The organism is Bradyrhizobium sp. Ken64 (assembly GCF_055807555.1).
On sequence record NZ_JBVVPA010000008.1, the window covers coordinates 29,755 to 48,273 of the forward strand.

Below are 18,519 nucleotides of genomic sequence, written 5' to 3' on the forward strand. Positions count from 1 at the left end.
TCTATGCTGTCCTATGGCTGAGTTGTCCCAAAGCATCTCCTCTGATCTCAGCGGCCTTCCGGTCGGACCGGATGACATCCATGCCGCCGCCGAGACGATCCGCGGCGCCGTCGTCGAGACGCCCTGTAGCTACAGCCGCACGCTGAGCCATATCTGCGGCTGCGACATCTGGCTGAAATTCGAGAACCTCCAGTTCACGTCCTCGTTCAAGGAGCGCGGCGCGCTCAACCGCCTCAAGGCGCTGACGCCGGAGGAGCGCGCGCGGGGCGTCGTCGCGATGTCGGCGGGTAATCACGCGCAGGGCGTCGCCTATCACGCCAAGCGGCTCGGCATCCCCGCCACCATCGTCATGCCGGTCGGCACGCCCATGGTGAAGGTCGAGAACACCAGGCATCACGGCGCCGAGGTGGTGGTGACGGGCGCCACGCTGGAGGAGGCGGCCGCGTGTGCGCGCAGCCACGGCGAAGCCCATGGCATGATTTTCGTCCATCCTTATGACGATCCGCTTGTGATCGCGGGGCAGGGCACTGTCGGGCTGGAAATACTCAAGGCAGTGCCGGAGCTCGATACGCTGGTCGTCCCGATCGGCGGCGGTGGCCTGATCAGCGGGATCGCCATTGCCGCGAAATCGATCAAGCCGTCGCTGCGGATCCTCGGCGTCGAGGCCTGGCTCTACCCCTCGATGTACAACGCCATCCATGACGGCAATCTGCCGGCACGCGGCGACACGCTCGCGGAAGGCATCGCGGTGAAATCGCCCGGCAAGATCACGGCCGAAATCGTCCGCCGCCTCGTCGACGACATTGCGCTCGTCAACGAAGCCGAGCTTGAGCGCGCGGTGGCGACCCTGATCTCGATCGAGAAGACGGTCGTCGAAGGCGCCGGGGCCGCCGGTCTCGCCGCGCTGATGTCCGACCCGTCCCGTTTCGCCGGCCAGAAGGTCGGGCTGGTGCTGAGCGGCGGAAATATTGATACACGGCTGATCGCATCGGTCCTGACCCGCGAGTTGGCGCGCGAGGGACGGCTCACCCAGCTGTCGCTCGACATCCCCGACAGGCCCGGCCAACTGGCTGCGGTCGCGGCACTGCTGGCCGAGGCCGGCGCCAACATCATCGAGGTCTCGCACCAGCGCACCTTCTCGGATCTTCCGGCCAAGGCGACGTTGCTGCAGTTGGTGATCGAGACCCGCGACAGCGCCCATCTCGACGAGGTCATGGCGAAGCTTGGCGCATCCGGATTGAGTGCGCGCTGTACCTGATTGGCGCGACCGTTATTCCGGCAGGCCGGCGGCACGAAGCGCCTCGCCAAGGGACGACGCAAGCGACGGGGAACAGTTAACGCCTGAGAACTGCCGGCTGTAGCGAAACGTCGGGTGCAACTCGAGCACCCGGGCGGCCGCCGCCCTCGCTTCTTCCAGACGTCCGAGCTTTGCGAGCGCCGCAGCCAGTTGCACATAGGTAATGCTGTGTCGAGGATTGGCCTGAACCGACCGGTAGGCCGCACGACATGCTTCTTCATATCGACCGCGGTGGAAGTGACCCATGGCTTGCGCGTCGAACGCAGCAAAGGCCCAGGGATCGAACGGACTGAGCCGCACGCCCCTTTCGCTCCACTCGATGGCGCGGTCGGCTTCGCCGCTCCAGCCGAGCATGACGCTGCCGAGGATGTAGGTCAGCGCCGATGATGGGCTGATGGCGAGTGCGGCGTCGAGTGCAGTGAATGCTGCGGAACGATCGTGCCCATCCATGCCGATCGAAAAAGCCGCAAGGGTGAGAGCAAGCGCGTCATCCTGTCCGTGGATCAGAGCCGACCGTGCATGATGGATCGACGCGGCCCGATTGACCGCCTGCAAACCGGCTCGAAGGAACAGGCAATGGTGGCACATTGCGGCATTGCCGTGCGCTAGCGCATACGTGGGCTCAAGCGCGATCGAACGTGCGAGCAGCACAAGGGCTTGCGTGACCTGCTCTGGCATTCCGGAATCGACATCCGGCTGGGCCCGCAGGACAAGATCATAGGCATCGAGGCTGTCGGGCCGTTGGCGCTTGACCCTGTTGAATTCGGCGCGCCGCAGGCTCGGCGCAATGGCGCCGACGACCGATAGGGCGATGTCATCCTGGAGGGCGAAAACGTCCTCGGACCCGCGGTCGTAGCGCTCGGCCCACACATGCCCGCCGGTCGACGTATCGATCAACTGACCAGTGATGCGGACCGTTGTGCCGGTCTTCCGGACGCTGCCTTCCAGCACATACCGGACGCCAAGCTCGCGGCCGACCTGTTTCAAGTCTACCGCACGGCCCTTGTATATGAACGTCGAATTCCGCGCGATTACGAACAGCCAGTTGATGCGCGACAGTCCGGTGATGATGTCGTCGACCATCCCTTCGGCAAAGTAGTCTTGCTCTGCATCACCGCTCAGGTTCGCGAAGGGCAAGACCGCGATTGACGGCCTGTCAGGCAACATCAGCGATGGCGCTGCGGAGGCGGCGGATGCGTGATCCCGATGGGACGTCGTAACGGAGGGACCCACATAGCGATAGCCACGCCGTGGCAGGGTCTCGATCCAGCGGGCCTCTCCAGAGATATCTGCCAAAATGCGCCGCACAGCAGCGATTTGGACGGTCAAATTACTGTCCTCGATTGCCTGGGCAGGCCACGCCGCCTCGATCAAGGCTTCCTTGGACACCGGCGCGCCGGCCCGTTGCACGAGCAGGGCCAAGAGCAGGACGGCTCGCTGGCCGAGGGGGATCGGCTCGGCACCGTGGAAAAGGATTCCTGCATCGGCGTCGAGACGGAATGGACCAAATTCAAGGATCATGGCCATTGCCAAAGAAGGGCACATTTCGGAGGTTTTTTGCAATGTTTTCCGAACGGCTTCACCACTTTCAGGAGCCGCTGGATCACCATGGCGTGATTTTCAGCAGAGCCGCACCGAGCCATGGAGGGTCACATGAACGCCAAACCGCTCATCCGCAGGTCCGGCGAGACCAAGGGAATCATGCTGCGCGGTCAACCGATGGCCTTCCTGGTAACCGGCGAAGATACAAAGCACACCAGCATGTTCGACTGGACGATACCGGCAGGGTTCGCCACAGGCCGGCACGTTCATCGCGTGCAGGAAGAGACCTTCTACATGCTGGAGGGCGAGTGCGAATGGCATGTCGGTGACGAAGTCGTCCGAGCGGCACCGGGGACCTATCTCTTCATTCCCCCCGGCGTCCCGCACAACATCACCAACGTCAGCGAGAAGCCAGCGCGCGTGCTCATGACGGTCTCTCCACCGGGACACGAACGCTACTTCGAGGAATTGGCCAAGCTGACCGCAAGCGGAGCCCCGGACGCGAAAGCCATCAGTGAATTGCGCGCCCGTTTCGACACCGACCAGCTGTCGGCGCTGACAACGAAAGGTTGAAGGCCATGTGCTGGGGCGACGGCGGATCGGCTTCGAACTCGATTCGGTCGAGCAGGTTCTTGCGCCTTGCTATCGGGGCGTCAAAGCTTCCAGGTGGGCGATCAGCCGATCGATCTCGGCTTCCGTATTGTAGTAATGCGGGGAGGCGCGCACCACCGGGGGCAGCGCGCGAATTTCGGCATCGATGCGCGTGCTCGATGGATCTGACGCACCGATCGTGATGCCGGCGGCGGCCGCGTCGCTGACGATCGTGTCCGCCTCGTACCCTTCCACCGTGAAGCTGACGATGGCTCCCGGCGCGCGTCCGAGGTCGCGAACTCTGATGCCGCGAATGGTCGCAAGGCCGCCCCTTAGGCGGTCCGCCAACATGCGGCAACGCTGCTCGATGGGGCCGATCCCGATATCGAGGGCATAATCGACAGCCGTGCCCAGCCCAAGCCGGGCTGCGTAGTTGTTCTCCCAAGTCTCGAAACGACGCGCATCGTCACGCAGCCGATAAGCGTCCCGGGAGACCCAGGGTGCGGCGAAGTGGTCGATCATTGGCGGTTCGAGCTGCTGCAGCATCGCGCGGCGGACGTAGAGGAAGCCGGTGCCGCGCGGGCCGCGGAGGAATTTACGTCCAGTCGCCGACAACATGTCACAGCCGATGGCCTCGACGTCGACCGACATCTGTCCGACCGCCTGGCAGGCGTCGAGCAGATAAGGAATGCCTCGCGCTCGTGCGATCTTGCCGACGGCCGCAGCCGGATTGACCAGCCCGCCATTGGTCGGAACCCATGTGATCGCAATCAGCTTCACGCGCCCATCGATCATGCGTTCGAGCGCGTCAACGTCGAGCTCGCCGCTAGCATCGCTCGGCACGATGTCGATCGAGACGCCTGTTCGCTTGGCGACCTGGAGAAAGGCGACATAGTTGGCAGCGTACTCCGCCTCGGCGGTCAGGATCCGGTCGCCCTGACGAAATGGAAGCGCGTAGAACGCCATCTGCCAGGCAACCGTCGCGTTCTCCATGAGGGCGATCTCATCAGGCGCGGCATTCAGCAGGCGGGCCACTGAGCCGTAGACGGATTCAAGCCGGGGCGCCTCACGGTCGGCGGCGGCATAGCCTCCGATCTCGCTCTCCAGATCGATGTGTTCCTTCATCGCCGCAACAACCGGCGCCGACATCAGCGCCGCGCCCGCGTTGTGGAGATAGGCGAGCCGAGAGGCAGCCGGGGTGTCGCAACGAATTCGGTCGATATCCATCATCCATACCTCCGCGTCTCGCGATCCTCGTGCATGGATTAAACGCGTCGAGGGATGCGGGCAAGATGGCCGGGCTTGGTCTCAGATCGGGCTTGGTCTTAAATGCAGAGGCCGAGCAGCTTGATGTGGCAGCCGCCGGATTTGGGCTTGCTTGCAGGAGCGGCTTCGCGTTTCACGGCAACCAGGGGCTCCTTGTCCTTCTTGCCTTTGCCCTTCGGTTCGTAGTCGCCGGCGATCACCATCGCCCAATAGGTACGTTTGCCGCTGGCGTTTTTCGCGCTCGCGATCCCCACGCGGGAAGCGTTGTGCAGCAGCAAATTCTTGCGGTGTCCCGACGAGTCGATCCACTGTCCGAGGGTCTTCTCGAAATTGTCGTAGCCGTAGGCGATGTTCTCGGCGGCGCGGCCTGCGCCGGCCGGTGCGACGCGGCGGTTGAACGGGCCGAGGGCGTCGTGACTGAGGTCGTCCTTCGTCGCCATCGCGCGCGCCTGGTCCATGGCGATGCGGTCGAGGGTCGAATCGCGGACGACGCGGACCTCACCATGCTTGAGGCGGAAGCTGGAGATCAGCTCGGCCGGAGCCTCGGCCATTGCGGGCGTGGTGGCGAGCAGCAGAAGGCCGGCGATCAGGCTGCCAACCACACGATGCACCATTGTCCCCCGAATGCCCATGACCCCGCCAAGTCCTCCCGCCAAGCCCCGAATTATCCGATCGCTTCTCTATCGCCAATGTGGACGCTTCAAGGCGTGGTCCACCATGCTAGCCCGCCGGCAGGTCGGCCTCGAAATTGAAGCGGTCGCGCAGGTTCTTGCGCTGCTCCAGGATGTCCTTGAGGAAGGCGCGGTCCTGGTCGTTCTTCATCATCGGCTCGATCAGGTCGAGCTGGTTCATGGCGACCAGTTGCAGGATCTCCGTGCGCGGCTTGCCGTCCGGATTGCGTGGCAGCGCGTGCACGACCTGGATGTGTTCCGGCGGCTTCGGCCCCTTGGCGGCGGTGAGCTCGTTCCGCAACTGGCCTTCGAGCGCGGCCTGATCGGCTTCGACGAAGGCATAGAGCCCGACACCGGAGCGGCGGTCGGCAAAGGCGACGATGGCGGTGTCGCGCACGGCGGGGTTCTTGCGGATCAGTTCCGCCAGCACCGGTGCGTCGTTGACGAGCCGGCGGCCGCCGCCTTCACGATCGGTGAAGTTGAACAGGCCGCGCGTGATTGCCCGATAGACCTTCTTGCCGGTGGCGAGCCAAAGGCTGGCGGCGAACGACTTCTTCGCCAGGATCTTGCGCTCGCGCGGCGTCAGCGCTTCAGGCGCGTAGGAGCGCTTGTGCTTGAGCAGATGCCGGAGATCTTCATAGGCCAGGATTCGGTAAAGCCGGCCGCGACGTTCGAAGCAGGCCGCGAGCTGAAAGTCGGTCACGTAGGCGCGCCCGTCGCGGCCGACCAGCCAGTTCTGTTCCTTGGCAAGATCGTTGTGGCAGATGCCGGCGCGGCGCAGCCGGCGCAGCGCGGCCTTGGCCGAGCGAAAATAGGCGAGGTCGCCATGCGGTTTGGCCAGATGCAGCGCGACACCATCGACGAAGCCGCGCACCAGCGCGCGGCGTCCGGCCCACAGCAGCTCGGGGCCGACGTTCAGCCCCTTGGCGAGCACCAGCGCATGCTTTTCGCGAGCGAACAGATGGCGCGCCAAAGCGAATGACCACCACGGCACCTCGTCGAGGCGGCGCAGCACCGCGTCGACTTCGCTGTTGTCGCCACGGAATCGGCCGCGCTCGACGGTCGAGAACACGTCGCGCTTGAGCAGCACGCCCTCGGTCCAGCGCGCCGACAGTGTCGCGGCGTCGTCTTTGGGAAGGTTCATCGAAAACTCACGCCGCGGCGGCAATGCGCAGATGATCGGCGATCCAGCGATCGAGATCGGCGAGCGCCAGCGCGCTCATCGCCTGCTTCTTGGCCACCGTCTTCTCGTTCCCGCGCAGCCGGCTTCCGTCGGGCTTCTTCGTCGGTGCGCTGGCGAGCGGCGGGAACAGGCCGAAATTGATGTTCATCGGCTGGAACGAGCGCGTGCCGGGCTCGATGGTCTCGATATGGCCGCCGGTGATGTGGCCGAGCAGGGATCCGAGCGCGGTCGTGCCCGGCGGACTCGCAAGCGTCTCGCCGCGCACGTCCGCCGCCGCATAGAGGCCGGCGATCAGGCCGATGCTGGCGGATTCCACATAGCCCTCGCAGCCCGTCATCTGGCCGGCAAAGCGCAGCCGCGGCTGCGCGCGAAGGCGCAACTGGCCGTCGAGCAGCTTTGGCGAGTTGAGGAAGGTGTTGCGATGCAGGCCGCCGAGGCGAGCGAATTCAGCGTTCTCCAGCCCAGGAATGGTGCGGAAAATGCGTTGCTGCTCGCCGTATTTCAGTTTCGTCTGGAAGCCGACAATGTTGTAGAGCGTGCCGAGCTTGTTGTCCTGGCGCAGCTGCACGATCGCGTAGGCTTTTGTGGTGGGATCGTGCGGATTGGTGAGGCCGACCGGCTTCATCGGCCCGTGGCGAAGAGTCTCGGCGCCGCGTTCCGCCATGACCTCGATCGGCAGGCAGCCGTCGAAATAGGGCGTGTTGGTCTCCCATTCCTTGAACTCGGTCTTCTCGCCGGCCACCAGCGCGGCGACGAAGCCGTCATACTGCTCCTTTGTCATCGGGCAGTTGATGTAGTCGGCGCCGGTGCCGCCGGGACCGACCTTATCGTAGCGCGACTGGAACCAGGCCACTGACATGTCGATGGATTCGCGGTGCACGATCGGCGCGATCGCGTCGAAGAAGGCGAGGGCGTTCTCGTCGGTCAACTCGCGGATCGCGTCGGCCAGCGGCGCCGAGGTGAGGGGGCCCGTCGCAACGATGACGTTGCTCCACTCGGCCGGCGGCAGGCCTGCGACCTCGTCGCGGGCGATCTCGATCAGGGGATGGTCGTTCAGCGCCTTGGTGACGGCTGCTGAGAAGCCGTCGCGGTCGACCGCCAGCGCGCCGCCGGCGGGCACCTGGTTGGCATCGGCCGCGCGCATGATCAGCGAATCGAGGCGGCGCATCTCCGCATGGAGCAGGCCGACGGCGTTATTGGCGGCGTCGTCCGACCGAAACGAATTGGAGCAGACGAGTTCGGCGAGCCCGTCGGTGCGGTGCGCTTCGGTCATCCGGCTCGGCCGCATCTCGTGCAGCATCACGGGGACGCCGGCTTTGGCCACTTGCCAGGCGGCTTCGGAGCCGGCAAGGCCTGCGCCGATCACGTGCACGGTATTGGATTGGGGTCCTGTCATGGGGCGGACAGGTAGCGCTTTTCGGCGATCAGTGGAATCGCCGAGATCGAGTTTTCTGCCTTCAGATACGACAACGCCCGCACGAGGCGGGCGCTATCGGTTCGTCCGGTTAAGGGCTGAACGATATCAGCCCTGATACTGACCGGCGGCAACGCGCGGGATGTCCGAGCGATCGAGGCCGATATCGGCCAGCTCGCGATCGCTGAGCTGGGACAGCTCGGCAACATTGCGCTGATAGTCCCGGAAAGCCTGGATCATGCGGATGAGCGAGAGCAGCATTGGTAGTCTCCTGTAGTTCGATTCAGCTCTTGCCCGAGCCTCATCGTTGAAATGAATATAGGTGAGAGTGGTGCAGTGCGAAAGTTCCGATGTTGCGATGCAGCTAAGCGCTGGGTGCATGGCATTGGTAACGGGAGATTAACCCAGGAGCACTCCCGCCCAAAGAGTGGGCGGAACGGGAAAAGGAGTGCTAAAAATGCCCGTTAATTCACGGATTTATCGCAGTTCAGTCGGTTCCATTTAAGTGCAAATAGGTTGCTTTTAGGTTGTCTGCAAGCTGATTGCCTAGCTCCTATACCCAAGTCTCGCATGCGCGAATCGCATGCTTGTTGAGTATCAGAAATGAATCATAATTCATTTACCGGCACGTGCGGTACACTTCGCCAGCCGTGGGCAGCGGTGCGACTGGACCGGCGGATCGACATGACGAGGGCGCTGGTTGCAGTGCACACGCGCCGAACTATGGGGCTGCTAGGGGGCGCGCGCGAGCTGGGTAGCAAAATAAGCGATGGTCTTCGAGTAGACCTCGCTCTTGTTCCACTGCTGCAGCACCGCGAAATTCGGACTGCCCGGCTGCCAATCCTTAGCCTTCTGCCACCCATAGCCGGCAAGGTAGTTCGCGGTGGAGGCGAGCACGTCGGGGGCGCTGTGCAGGAGATCGCGCTTGCCATTGCCGTCGAAATCGACGGCGTATTTCATCCATGACGACGGCATGAACTGGGTCTGTCCGAGCTCGCCGGCCCAGGCGCCCTTCATCTCGGCCGGTGCGAGGTCGCCGCGCTGGACGATGCGGAGCGCATCCAACAGCTCGGCGCGAAATTGCTCGGCGCGCCGGCAGTCATACGCCAGCGTCGCCAGTGAGCGGATGGTCGCGAACTTGCCGGTATTGATGCCGAAATCGGTCTCGAGACCCCAGATCGCGACCAGCACCTCGCCAGGCACGCCGTAGGTCTGCTCGATACGCGACAGCACCGAGCCGTATTGCTTCATCATGTTGGAGCCGCGCGTCATGCGCGGCGGCACCATGCGGCCGGAAAATTCCTCGAAGGTTTGGCTGAAGACCTTCTGCGAGCGGTCGCGGTTGAGCACGTTCTGATCGAGCGTCACACCAGCGAGCCCGGCGGAAATGGCCTGTGGCGAGACGCCTTTGGCCGCGGCGTCGGTTTTGAAGTCTGCAAGCCACGCGTCGAAATTGCCCGAACCGCAGGCAACAGCGGCGAGCGCTGGCTGAGCGGATAGGATGGACGCGGTGATGGCTAAAGCTGCGAGGGCGAGACGAGAAATCGTCGGGGTCATTCGAGCAAATAAATTCCGTGAAGTGATCTGACCGGCGGGCGCAATCTCGATGGTAACCGCGGCCAAAGCAAGGCGTATGACAGTGCGCGATCCTGCCCGCACCGGGGCAGGATCGCATGTCACGATATCGTCAGGCGTCGGACCGATTGCGCCAAGGGAAGAGGTTGGCGGGGAAATCGGCGGCCGGCTTGCGTGGACGATGCGGGGGAGGCGGCACCGGACGCGCGCCCGGATCGGCCGCGATCACCTTGCGGTAGAGATGCCAGGTGGCATGGCCGAGCACGGGGACCACCACGGCAAGGCCGAGGAAGGCGGGAATCGTGCCCAGCGCCAGCAGGACGGCTACGATCAGGCCCCAGGCCGCCATCGGCACCGGGTTCTTCGCGACGACGCGCAACGACGTCACCATGGCCTCGAACGCGCCGGCATGGCGGTCGAGCATCAGCGGGAACGACACAGCACTGATGCAGAGAGCGGCAAGGGCGAACAGGAAGCCGGTGCCGCAGCCGACCACGATCAGCCACCAGCCTTGCCGGCTCGTGAGAACGCGCGTCAGAAAATCCGATATCCCGGATGCGCCTTCATAGCCGAAAGCGGCGACGTAGATCGCCTGCGCGGTCGCAACCCAGGTCACGAACAGGGCTAGCAGCAGCGCGCCGAGACCGAGCATGGCGCCGAAGGAGGGCGAACGCAGCACCTCCATGGCATCCCAGGCGCTGGCCTCTTCATAGCGCTCGCGCCGGCTGGAGAGCTCGTAGAGACCGAGAGCGGCGAACGGGCCGATCAGCGCGAAGCCCGCGGCCAGCGGAAACAACAACGGCAGCACTGAATAGCCCATCACCACGCGGGCGAGCACGAGGCCCAGCACAGGATAGATCACGCAGAGGATGATGGCGTGGCTCGGCACCGCCTTGAAATCTTCCCAGCCGCGCTTGAGCGCATCGTGCAGATCGGAGAGTTGGATGGTTCGGATCACCGGTCCAGCCGCTTCGGCGGTCTGGCCCATAGTTGGGACATTGCCCTGGTAGAGTGTGGCCATGGTCGCTAGCTCCCTTGCCATGCGGCCGCATCTGGCGCCAGCAACGGCGCAAGCGGCCGCTATTCTGAGTTTCGCGATCCCGACCAGACGCGAATTCTGGATGGCATCGCGAACTGAACGTCAAGCGTACGCCCATTTGCGAGTCCTGTCCCTCACGCTTGGGTGAGATTCGATGCCGCAGCGCAACCTCGACGATGTCATTCGGCCGTCATTTCGCCGCAGATAAGCTGATGCTGCGTGTTGGTTCGCGGAACTTCGCGGGCGCAATGACGCAACTTGGTCTATAAGGGCCGCTCAAGGCCCTTCCACGGGTCCTTTTCGGGGAGCAGACATGAGCATTTTCGGGAAAATTATGGGCGCGATCTTCGGTAGCCATCCAGCTTCCGCCGCGCCCGCGGGCAGCGCACCGTCGGGCAGCGCGCCCGCAGGGGCCGCGCCGAGCGGATCGGCGCCCGCGGTGGACGTTGCCTCGATCGTCGACGCGGCGGTCGCCGCGCACAAGGGCGAGAAGCTGGAATGGCGCACCTCGATCGTCGACCTCATGAAGGCGCTCGACATCGATTCCAGCCTCGCTGCGCGCAAGGACCTCGCCAAGGAGCTCGGCTACAGCGGCGACACCAACGATTCCGCGACCATGAACGTCTGGCTGCACAAGCAGGTGATGTCCAAGCTCGCCGCGAATGGCGGCAAGCTGCCGCCGGAGATCAAGCACTGACCGATCGCCCGGTCATAACCCAAGGGCCCGCGATCGCGCGGGCCCTTTTGCATTCAGGCGACGAGATCCGCATCTTCCGGATGCCTGTCGAGATAGTCGACGACGAAGCCGCAACCGGCGATCACCTTCCTGCCGTCGCGGCGGATCAATTCCAGCGCGCCCTTGACCAGCTCGGAGCCGATGCCGCGGCCGCGCAGCGCGCGCGGCGTCTCGGTGTGGATGATGATCACCGCCGACGGCGTCAGCCGATAATTGGCGAAGGCGATCTCGCTGCCGACATCGAGTTCGAAGCGGCTTCTGTCCTTGTTGTCCCGTACCGATGGCGCCATGCAAAACCCTTCCGACATGCTGCTTGCGCCTGATCTAGGCGCCTGAACCGGTCCTTGCCAAGGTGCGACCAAGAGCGGTTGCCGCAGGGGAGATATCCGGAAACTGCGTGTCCCGCTCAGCCTCATCGTGCAATCGCCGAATACGACCAGGCCATCAAGCTCGAACCGCGTCGACTAAGGCGAGGCGATCCGTGCTGCGTCGGCCGACGCGCGCGGCTCGGCGACAAACAGGGTACGATTGCCGATTTCAGGAAGGCGCTGGAATTGAAACCGGGCCTGCAGACCGCACAGGAGTGATTGCGGAAGCTCGGGGCGTTGTAGCTCTCGGTCGCTTCTCGCGACGACGGGGCTGGACTTCCTCCGGGTCCTGATAGTCCGGATGCTTCAATCGGTCGCCTTGGCGAGCCTGGAATCCTCCGGCTGCGCCTGCGGGTGCAGGCAGCCCTGGCAGATGACGAGGGAACGGTTGACCCTGGCGTCCCGTTCAGCCTCGATGCCATCCTGCGCCTGCCACCATTCCTTCGAATAGGGATGAAGCCCGGCTTGCGATCTGTTGCGCTCGGATCGGGCCGTCCGTGCTGGTTCTGAAGCGGCGCGCGGGTGATTGGGATTTTCGCCGGCGCCGTCCCAGGCATAGCGCGCAGGCTTGAAGACGGGATCGGAGGCGAGGTGCGCTTGTGGGCCCACGGCACATCCGGCAAGCGCCAGCGATAACAGGAGGAGGGCGGGCGCTTTGACCATGATGCGGCACTCTGTACGCGAGAACTGACCAAGGTTGCGCCGATCATGTTTAAAATTCCCTGAACGATCGCGGCTGCGCTGACGACCAATGCCAATGCGATATCTGATCCTCCTGCTCGTCCTGTTCGCAACCGCTGCGCGCGCCGAGAACGCAAAGCCGTTCAATCCTGTCGACTATCCGCCGGGCGTGCAGAAGGCCGTGCGCTACGCGAACGAGGAATGCGAGAGCCAGGGCGGTGGCGCGGTCACTTTTGCGCCCGATACGGTGCGCAGGATCGATCTGACCGGCGACGGTCGCGACGACTACATCGTCGATTTCAGCGAGACCAGATGTGGCGATCGCGAGACGACCTATTGCGGAACCGGCGGCTGCGTCATGAACATCCTGGTCACGTTGCCGGACGGCAGCGTGCAACCCGTCTTCGATGGCCGTGTCCGCGGCTACGAGATCAAGCCAAAACCAATGAAGCGGGGTGCGGCGCGCACCATCCGCTTCGATCTGCATGGCAGCTATTGCGGCGGCTTTGGTGCGCAGGCCTGCGTCAAGGAGAAGGCCGTTGCGGCAACACCATTCGCATTCAGGCAGCCGTAGGGCAGGCGTGCGGCCGACGGTCTTGCGAGGTCGTGGGCGATGGCGATAAATGGGCTGCAATGAGCGGGCGGCTCGCGTGCCGTCCGCCGCCGAAGAGGAAGCCCGATGCAGCCCCTGCGCATGTCCCGCCGCGTCATGAATCTCGCTCACATGTTGACCCAGAATGCGCGGCGGCATGGGGCGCGTCCCGGTTTCGTCTGGGGCGACAGGTCCTGGACCTGGCGGGAGATCGACGCGCAGGTCTCGGCGCTGGCGGCTGCCCTCGCGGCGCGCGGCATCGCGAAGGGCGACCGCATCCTCGTCCATTCCAAGAACGGCGATGAGATGTTCTTCTCGATGTTCGCCGCGTTCCGGCTCGGCGCGGTCTGGGTACCCACCAATTTCCGCCTGATGCCGGACGAGGTGACTTATCTTGCGCAGGCCTCCGGGGCGAGGGCGTTTCTGTGCCATATCGATTTTCCCGAGCACGCGACGGCCGTGAGCGGTGGCGCGCTGGAATTCACCTGGAGCGTCGGTGGCAAGGCCTCGTTCGGCGAGCGCTCGGTGGCCGATGCCGTTGGTTCGCAGGCCGGCGCCGTGGTCGAGAACGTCGCGGTCGAGCACGACGATCCCTGCTGGTTCTTCTTCACGTCGGGCACCACCGGCCGCTCCAAGGCTGCGGTGCTCACCCACGGTCAGATGGGTTTTGTCGTCACCAACCACCTCGCCGATCTCACCCCCGGCGTCACCGAATCGGATGCCTCGCTGGTGGTGGCGCCGCTGTCGCATGGCGCGGGCGTGCATCAGCTGGTGCAGACCGCGCGCGGCGTGTGCACCGTGCTGCTGTCGACCGAGAAATTCGACATCGACGAGGCGTTCCGCCTGATCGAGGCGCATCGGGTCAGCAATCTCTTCGTGGTGCCGACCATTCTGAAGATGATGGTCGAGCATCCCGCCGCCGACAAATACGATCATTCCTCGCTGCGCCAGGTGATCTATGCGGGTGCGCCGATGTATCGTGAGGACCAGAAGGCTGCGCTGAGGAAGCTCGGCAAGGTCATCGTGCAGTATTTCGGCCTCGGCGAGGTGACCGGCAACATCACCGTGCTGCCGGCGGCGCTGCATGATCCCGAGGACGGGCCGCACGCGAAGATCGGCACCTGTGGCTTCGAGCGTACCGGCATGCAGGTCTCGATCCAGGACGACGACGGCCGTGAACTCGGCGCCAACCAGAGCGGCGAGATCTGCGTGATCGGCCCCGCGGTGCTTGCCGGCTACTACGACAATCCCGAAGCCAATGCGAAGGCGTTCCGCAACGGCTGGTTCCGCACCGGCGATCTCGGTCACATGGACGAGGAGGGGTTCGTCTACATCACGGGACGAGCCTCCGACATGTACATCTCCGGCGGCTCCAATATCTATCCGCGCGAGATCGAGGAGAAGATCCTGACCCATCCCTGCGTCGGCGAGGTTGCGGTGCTCGGCGTGCCCGATGCGACCTGGGGCGAGGTCGGCGTTGCCGTCTGCGTCGTCCGCGAAGGCGCGAAGCCGGTGAGCGAAGCGGAGATGGCGGCATTCCTGTCGCCCAAGGTGCCGCGCTACAAGATGCCGAAGCGGTTCTTCTTCTGGGAGGCCTTGCCGAAATCCGGCTACGGCAAAATTCCGAAACGGATGGTTCGCGACGAGCTCGAGGCGCGCGGCCTGCTCGATCTCGACAAGACACGGACGGGCTGAGCAAAGGTCATGCGCAGCATCAAGCAGCCTGGCGTGCCGGTCGCCGAACGCATCCAGTGGGTGGAGGCGAGGGGACGCGCTTTCTCTTTCACGCTTCAAGCAGGTCTGCCGCTGCTGGAGGCGGCACGCCGTGGTTTTGCCGCGGAGGGATTGGCCGGCGGTGTGCTCAACTTCGGGCGCGGCGCGCTCGGGCCGTTCGGGTATGTCATGCCGGCGCTGTCGAAGACCAGCGAGAACGCCGCGTTCTACAGCGACACATTCCGACCGGGCGGCGTGACGCGCACCAGGCTCGCCAGCATGACGCTGGGCATGCGCGATGGCGCGCCGTTCTTTCATTGCCATGGGCTGTGGACGGAGGCCGATGGCCGCGCCGGTGGCGGCCACATGCTGCCGGACGAGACTGACGTCGCCGAGCCGTTCGAGGTCGAGGCCTTCGGTCTCGATGGTGCGATGTTCAGCGCAGAGCCCGATCCCGAGACCAATTTCAAGCTGTTCGGGCCCGTGGCGGCTGCGCGCACCGGCGCACGCACGACCAGCCGCGCTTTCGCGCTGCGGCTGCGCCCCAATCAGGATTTCGCCCTCTGTCTCGAAGACTTCTGCCGCGCGCAAGGCATCGCGCGCGCCAGGATCCATGGCGGTGTTGGTTCGACCATCGGCGCCCGATTTACCCATGGCGGGGTGACCGAGCCCTTCGCGACCGAGCTTGCGGTGACAGCCGGCACGATTGCGGCCGGCTCCTCCGGCGCGCTCGAAGCCGCACTCGACGTCGCGCTGATCGACTACACCGGCGGCATGGCGGAGGGCCGTCTGATCCGTGGCGACAATCCCGTGCTGATGACCATGGAGCTGGTGCTCGAGGTGTTGGGCTAGCCCCGGCGAGCGATCATCAGTGGGCGCGTAGCCTGGCGATGGCCAAGTATGTGGAGTCACTGATCCCCGAACTCGATCCCTGAAACAGATTGAGCAGGGGGGATTGGCCCTGGCCGGTGCTCTGGCTGTTTCTGATGTCATACATGGCGGAGAAACGGTTCAGCAGCTTCGTAACCTTCGCGGGATCGGACAGATCCTTGATCTTCATGAACCTGTCCACGAACTTGGCCTGCTGATCGATCGGCATCGCCGCCATCGAGTCAGGCAGATCGAAGGTGGTCCTGAACACCTCCGAAAGAGCCTTGTCGGCCAAGATGTCGTACGCGGACGTGATGTCCCCCGCCTTTCGCTGGAAATAGAGCGCCAGGCGCACGCCGGGATTGGCATCCCCTTGCTGCTGCTCCAGGCTTTGCTCGACATAGTTCGCCTGTGTTTCCCGGAACTGATCCCGCTTCTGCGGACCCATCATCGGAAGACGCGCGACGTTGCCTTTGCTGTCGAAATTGAACGACGCCACGATTTCGGCAAAGCGAGGATCGCTCTCGGTGTTCGCGAAGCTCTTTGGATCGTTCAGATCGGAGCTGAAGATCTTCTTGAGAAAATCGGTGCTGACCCTCCTGGGATCCAGACCCTTGGCCAGGAGAATGAAATCGACCATCGGCCTGTTTGCGAGAAGATCGGAAACACTGTCGATGCCGGCGATGGCCTGCTGATATTCCGACGCATCCTTCGTGGCCTGGGCCCGAACCGCGGCCTGCTGTTGGGGCGTTGCCGTGCTGGCGCTCTTCACCGCCCCAATGACGTAGTCCTTCGCGATCTGGAGGACTTCAGCCGAGTCCTGGGCCACCAAGGGGGTCGTCAGATTGCCCTTTGCGTCGAAGTTGAAGGCGCGGGCCAGTCCCAAATATCGATTGTCCTTGAGGGTATAGACGTAGCTCTTGGGGTCGTTGATGTCGCTTTCGAGCACGGCCCTCACAGTCGCCGGCGACACGTTTGCGGGATCGAGGCCGACGGCTCCCAGCGCAAAATCATATACGCCTGGTGTCGATACGAACGCCTCGACTGAATTGATCTTGAGGATGGCAGTTCTGAATTGCCTGATTGCAAAGGCTTCGTTCAACGGGCTTGCCGCCGAATAGACGTCGGACTTGCTGTCGTCGAACTTCTGTTTCGTGATCGTGACATTTGCAGCAGTCTGCGCCGACACACCTGACGGAAGCGACCCGTCGGAGGAAAACTCGAACGCACCGGCCAGGTCGACGAACCCGCCAATCGTCCCTATCTGGTCGCTGAGGCTGGAAATGCTGCTCGCATATGACTCCAAATGATGCTTTTCGACCAGGATCTGGACGTTCAACTGGGTGACGTTCGCGCCCGGTTGCGAGAGTTGGGCGGTGTAATTGGCGATATTCAATTTGGCGGCGCTGACATCTGATTGGGCTTGAGCAAGCTGGGTGTTGAGGCCAGTCAGCTGAGACGCAAAAGTGGTGTTGACGTAGCTGTTTGGATCGGATGGATCGCTGCGCAAGACCTGGCTTATCGTGTCACGCGACCACTTGCTTTGATCGATCCCGTACGCCGAATAAACATAGTTGCGAAGACGGTCGTTGTTCAGGAGCTGGTCTGCACTGCTGATGTTGCCGATTTCGGCGCTGTAGTAATTGGAGTCGCTGGCAAGTGCATCGACCTGGTTTTTCCTGGTCGCCGTGTACAGACCGATCATCTCGTCGGTCTGGTTCTCCGATTGCGCAACCGGCGTTGCACTGCCATTGAAGGAAAATGCCGCGGCGAACTCGCGGTAACGCTTGTCGACCAGCTTGTTGACGAAGCTGTTTGCGTCGGAGAGGTCGCTCTCCAGCACCTTTTTCATGAAGGCCTTGGCGTAGGCCATGTCTTCGAGGCCATATGCCTTCGTCGCATAATGATAAAGGCGATAGTCTTTCATGAAGTCGTCGACGGACTTCACCTTGCCGATGTGGGCTTTGTAATAGGCGGCCTCTCGCGCCACGTCCTGTTGCTGTTCAACCCGCGTCAGGGACTGCTTGAGATTGCGCGTGATGTAGCTGTAACTGAAATACGTTGATACCATCGCGCACTCCTCGCGGCTCTTGCGGTCCCGGACGTCCGTCAATCATTGCGGGGTCGCGAGGTGGGGGCTGGCTTCATGCCAGGAAACTGTCTCAGCTGCGTCTTCCCAGGACGATTCTGGTTCACATTCTCAGGTTACAATTTGCGTCCAAGTGACGGATACGCAGTTTTGTTGCCGTTTGTTTCTAGCTGTTTCCCAGATGCAGCTTTCGCGAGGCTTTCGTACTTGGCATGTTGCTGTCGCCAGCGCGCCAGATAGAGTTCCACGCTCGTGCCCCGGAGAAGCTGCAACGCGTAAGCGTTGCGGCGTAGAGCCGGGATCCAGAAGCCGTGCATTTGCCGCTGCGTGGGCCCCGGCTCTGCGGCGCACCGCAAGGGCGCTGCGCCGCGTCCGGGGCACGCGCGCAAAATCGATCTTCATATTTCAAGCCACGGAGTTCGCGCAGTTTCGCATTCTCGCGGCCTGCGCGGCCCGAGTTTCGCTGCAGCCATCGCCCCCAAAATGCCGAGGGCGCAGGGAAGGCCGGGTGCTGGCTGGCACCCACGGTCCACTGTGCGAAGGTTGCGCTACAAGAGGCTGCACAGCGGCATACAGGTGAAGCCCAACACACGGCCTTCCCTGCGCAGTGGTTTTACGGCTTATGTCGTGATCTCCCCGGGGAGCGATGCACTATTGCCCCCGTCGCCTTGCGGATGGCTGATGCGCGAACCCGGTCGGGCCGCCACATCACCGCAACACTTGGCGCACAGACCCCGGGCGCCAGGACCACACGATTTTGCCGTACGCAGGCTGCGCCGGTCGTGTGCGCGACGCCTTCGCTCACGGTTTCCCGCCCTGCAAAGCCCTTCGCGCCGACGCCGCCTGCGCCCACCACGTCCCATCCCGCGTTCGTGACGATCGCGATCCGCCC

Annotated in this window: 17 protein-coding genes; 6 read left to right on the forward strand and 11 right to left on the reverse strand. The window is 63.6% G+C overall.

What is annotated here, in order from left to right; all coding sequences use genetic code 11:
* The first annotated feature begins 13 nt into the window (after positions 1–13).
* Complete coding sequence (locus AC0L2F_RS15665; protein ID WP_473248955.1) at positions 14–1,258, forward strand: threonine ammonia-lyase; 1,245 nt, start codon at positions 14–16, stop codon at positions 1,256–1,258.
* 12 nt (positions 1,259–1,270) lie between these two features.
* On the opposite strand, the gene AC0L2F_RS15670 is transcribed toward AC0L2F_RS15665, so the two are convergent.
* A complete protein-coding gene (locus tag AC0L2F_RS15670; RefSeq protein ID WP_473248956.1) occupies positions 1,271–2,824 on the reverse strand; it encodes a winged helix-turn-helix domain-containing tetratricopeptide repeat protein in 1,554 nt (517 codons plus the stop codon).
* 126 nt (positions 2,825–2,950) lie between these two features.
* Here AC0L2F_RS15670 and AC0L2F_RS15675 point away from each other — a divergent pair, with 126 nt between their 5' ends.
* Positions 2,951–3,412 carry a cupin domain-containing protein gene (locus AC0L2F_RS15675; protein WP_007610684.1) on the forward strand — a complete coding sequence of 154 codons (462 nt, stop codon included), beginning with the start codon at positions 2,951–2,953 and terminating at the stop codon, positions 3,410–3,412.
* Between the two features lie 69 nt (positions 3,413–3,481).
* On the opposite strand, the gene AC0L2F_RS15680 is transcribed toward AC0L2F_RS15675, so the two are convergent.
* From AC0L2F_RS15680 to AC0L2F_RS15710, 7 genes are all read right to left on the reverse strand, one after another.
* Positions 3,482–4,660: an aminotransferase class V-fold PLP-dependent enzyme gene (locus AC0L2F_RS15680; RefSeq protein WP_473248957.1), complete on the reverse strand. Its 1,179-nt coding sequence runs from the start codon at positions 4,658–4,660 to the stop codon at positions 3,482–3,484.
* A gap of 95 nt (positions 4,661–4,755) precedes the next feature.
* Positions 4,756–5,328: a CAP domain-containing protein gene (locus AC0L2F_RS15685; RefSeq protein ID WP_473248958.1), complete on the reverse strand. Its 573-nt coding sequence runs from the start codon at positions 5,326–5,328 to the stop codon at positions 4,756–4,758.
* Positions 5,329–5,416: 88 nt separating this feature from the next.
* Positions 5,417–6,511: a serine/threonine protein kinase gene (locus AC0L2F_RS15690; RefSeq protein ID WP_473248959.1), complete on the reverse strand. Its 1,095-nt coding sequence runs from the start codon at positions 6,509–6,511 to the stop codon at positions 5,417–5,419.
* Between the two features lie 7 nt (positions 6,512–6,518).
* Positions 6,519–7,946, reverse strand: a complete 1,428-nt coding sequence (trmFO, locus tag AC0L2F_RS15695; protein WP_473248960.1) for a methylenetetrahydrofolate--tRNA-(uracil(54)-C(5))-methyltransferase (FADH(2)-oxidizing) TrmFO — start codon at positions 7,944–7,946, stop codon at positions 6,519–6,521.
* A gap of 126 nt (positions 7,947–8,072) precedes the next feature.
* Positions 8,073–8,225 carry a DUF1127 domain-containing protein gene (locus AC0L2F_RS15700; protein WP_007590701.1) on the reverse strand — a complete coding sequence of 51 codons (153 nt, stop codon included), beginning with the start codon at positions 8,223–8,225 and terminating at the stop codon, positions 8,073–8,075.
* Positions 8,226–8,696: 471 nt separating this feature from the next.
* On the reverse strand, positions 8,697–9,521 hold the full coding sequence (locus AC0L2F_RS15705; protein WP_473248961.1) for a lytic murein transglycosylase: 825 nt from the start codon (positions 9,519–9,521) through the stop codon (positions 8,697–8,699).
* Positions 9,522–9,651: 130 nt separating this feature from the next.
* Positions 9,652–10,560: a DUF2189 domain-containing protein gene (locus AC0L2F_RS15710; RefSeq protein ID WP_007610673.1), complete on the reverse strand. Its 909-nt coding sequence runs from the start codon at positions 10,558–10,560 to the stop codon at positions 9,652–9,654.
* A 331-nt stretch (positions 10,561–10,891) separates the two neighbouring features.
* Between AC0L2F_RS15710 and AC0L2F_RS15715 the strand changes: the two genes are divergently transcribed.
* Positions 10,892–11,275, forward strand: coding sequence for a DUF3597 domain-containing protein (locus AC0L2F_RS15715; RefSeq protein WP_473248962.1), 384 nt, complete (start codon positions 10,892–10,894; stop codon positions 11,273–11,275).
* Between the two features lie 53 nt (positions 11,276–11,328).
* Here the strand turns inward: AC0L2F_RS15715 and AC0L2F_RS15720 are convergent, their stop codons facing one another.
* Positions 11,329–11,604 carry a GNAT family N-acetyltransferase gene (locus tag AC0L2F_RS15720; protein ID WP_473248963.1) on the reverse strand — a complete coding sequence of 92 codons (276 nt, stop codon included), beginning with the start codon at positions 11,602–11,604 and terminating at the stop codon, positions 11,329–11,331.
* A gap of 384 nt (positions 11,605–11,988) precedes the next feature.
* Positions 11,989–12,345, reverse strand: a complete 357-nt coding sequence (locus AC0L2F_RS15725) for a hypothetical protein (RefSeq protein ID WP_473248964.1) — start codon at positions 12,343–12,345, stop codon at positions 11,989–11,991.
* Positions 12,346–12,439: 94 nt separating this feature from the next.
* Between AC0L2F_RS15725 and AC0L2F_RS15730 the strand changes: the two genes are divergently transcribed.
* The 3 genes from AC0L2F_RS15730 to AC0L2F_RS15740 all read left to right on the forward strand — a co-directional run bounded on the left by AC0L2F_RS15730 (position 12,440) and on the right by AC0L2F_RS15740 (position 15,520).
* Complete coding sequence (locus AC0L2F_RS15730) at positions 12,440–12,937, forward strand: hypothetical protein (protein ID WP_473248965.1); 498 nt, start codon at positions 12,440–12,442, stop codon at positions 12,935–12,937.
* 105 nt (positions 12,938–13,042) lie between these two features.
* Complete coding sequence (locus tag AC0L2F_RS15735) at positions 13,043–14,650, forward strand: acyl-CoA synthetase (RefSeq protein ID WP_473248966.1); 1,608 nt, start codon at positions 13,043–13,045, stop codon at positions 14,648–14,650.
* 9 nt (positions 14,651–14,659) lie between these two features.
* Positions 14,660–15,520: a PCC domain-containing protein gene (locus AC0L2F_RS15740; RefSeq protein WP_007610662.1), complete on the forward strand. Its 861-nt coding sequence runs from the start codon at positions 14,660–14,662 to the stop codon at positions 15,518–15,520.
* 16 nt (positions 15,521–15,536) lie between these two features.
* Here the strand turns inward: AC0L2F_RS15740 and AC0L2F_RS15745 are convergent, their stop codons facing one another.
* Complete coding sequence (locus tag AC0L2F_RS15745; RefSeq protein ID WP_473248967.1) at positions 15,537–17,609, reverse strand: DUF1217 domain-containing protein; 2,073 nt, start codon at positions 17,607–17,609, stop codon at positions 15,537–15,539.
* Between the last annotated feature and the right edge of the window lie 910 nt (positions 17,610–18,519).

What these genes read in the sequence shown, in the direction of transcription:
- AC0L2F_RS15665 (WP_473248955.1), top strand. Translation starts at nt 14, where the DNA reads ATGGCTGAGTTGTCCCAAAGCATCTCCTCTGATCTCAGCGGCCTTCCG.
- AC0L2F_RS15670 (WP_473248956.1), bottom strand. Translation starts at nt 2,824, where the DNA reads ATGGCCATGATCCTTGAATTTGGTCCATTCCGTCTCGACGCCGATGCA.
- AC0L2F_RS15675 (WP_007610684.1), top strand. Translation starts at nt 2,951, where the DNA reads ATGAACGCCAAACCGCTCATCCGCAGGTCCGGCGAGACCAAGGGAATC.
- AC0L2F_RS15680 (WP_473248957.1), bottom strand. Translation starts at nt 4,660, where the DNA reads ATGATGGATATCGACCGAATTCGTTGCGACACCCCGGCTGCCTCTCGG.
- AC0L2F_RS15685 (WP_473248958.1), bottom strand. Translation starts at nt 5,328, where the DNA reads ATGGGCATTCGGGGGACAATGGTGCATCGTGTGGTTGGCAGCCTGATC.
- AC0L2F_RS15690 (WP_473248959.1), bottom strand. Translation starts at nt 6,511, where the DNA reads ATGAACCTTCCCAAAGACGACGCCGCGACACTGTCGGCGCGCTGGACC.
- trmFO (WP_473248960.1), bottom strand. Translation starts at nt 7,946, where the DNA reads ATGACAGGACCCCAATCCAATACCGTGCACGTGATCGGCGCAGGCCTT.
- AC0L2F_RS15700 (WP_007590701.1), bottom strand. Translation starts at nt 8,225, where the DNA reads ATGCTGCTCTCGCTCATCCGCATGATCCAGGCTTTCCGGGACTATCAG.
- AC0L2F_RS15705 (WP_473248961.1), bottom strand. Translation starts at nt 9,521, where the DNA reads ATGACCCCGACGATTTCTCGTCTCGCCCTCGCAGCTTTAGCCATCACC.
- AC0L2F_RS15710 (WP_007610673.1), bottom strand. Translation starts at nt 10,560, where the DNA reads ATGGCCACACTCTACCAGGGCAATGTCCCAACTATGGGCCAGACCGCC.
- AC0L2F_RS15715 (WP_473248962.1), top strand. Translation starts at nt 10,892, where the DNA reads ATGAGCATTTTCGGGAAAATTATGGGCGCGATCTTCGGTAGCCATCCA.
- AC0L2F_RS15720 (WP_473248963.1), bottom strand. Translation starts at nt 11,604, where the DNA reads ATGGCGCCATCGGTACGGGACAACAAGGACAGAAGCCGCTTCGAACTC.
- AC0L2F_RS15725 (WP_473248964.1), bottom strand. Translation starts at nt 12,345, where the DNA reads ATGGTCAAAGCGCCCGCCCTCCTCCTGTTATCGCTGGCGCTTGCCGGA.
- AC0L2F_RS15730 (WP_473248965.1), top strand. Translation starts at nt 12,440, where the DNA reads ATGCGATATCTGATCCTCCTGCTCGTCCTGTTCGCAACCGCTGCGCGC.
- AC0L2F_RS15735 (WP_473248966.1), top strand. Translation starts at nt 13,043, where the DNA reads ATGCAGCCCCTGCGCATGTCCCGCCGCGTCATGAATCTCGCTCACATG.
- AC0L2F_RS15740 (WP_007610662.1), top strand. Translation starts at nt 14,660, where the DNA reads ATGCGCAGCATCAAGCAGCCTGGCGTGCCGGTCGCCGAACGCATCCAG.
- AC0L2F_RS15745 (WP_473248967.1), bottom strand. Translation starts at nt 17,609, where the DNA reads ATGGTATCAACGTATTTCAGTTACAGCTACATCACGCGCAATCTCAAG.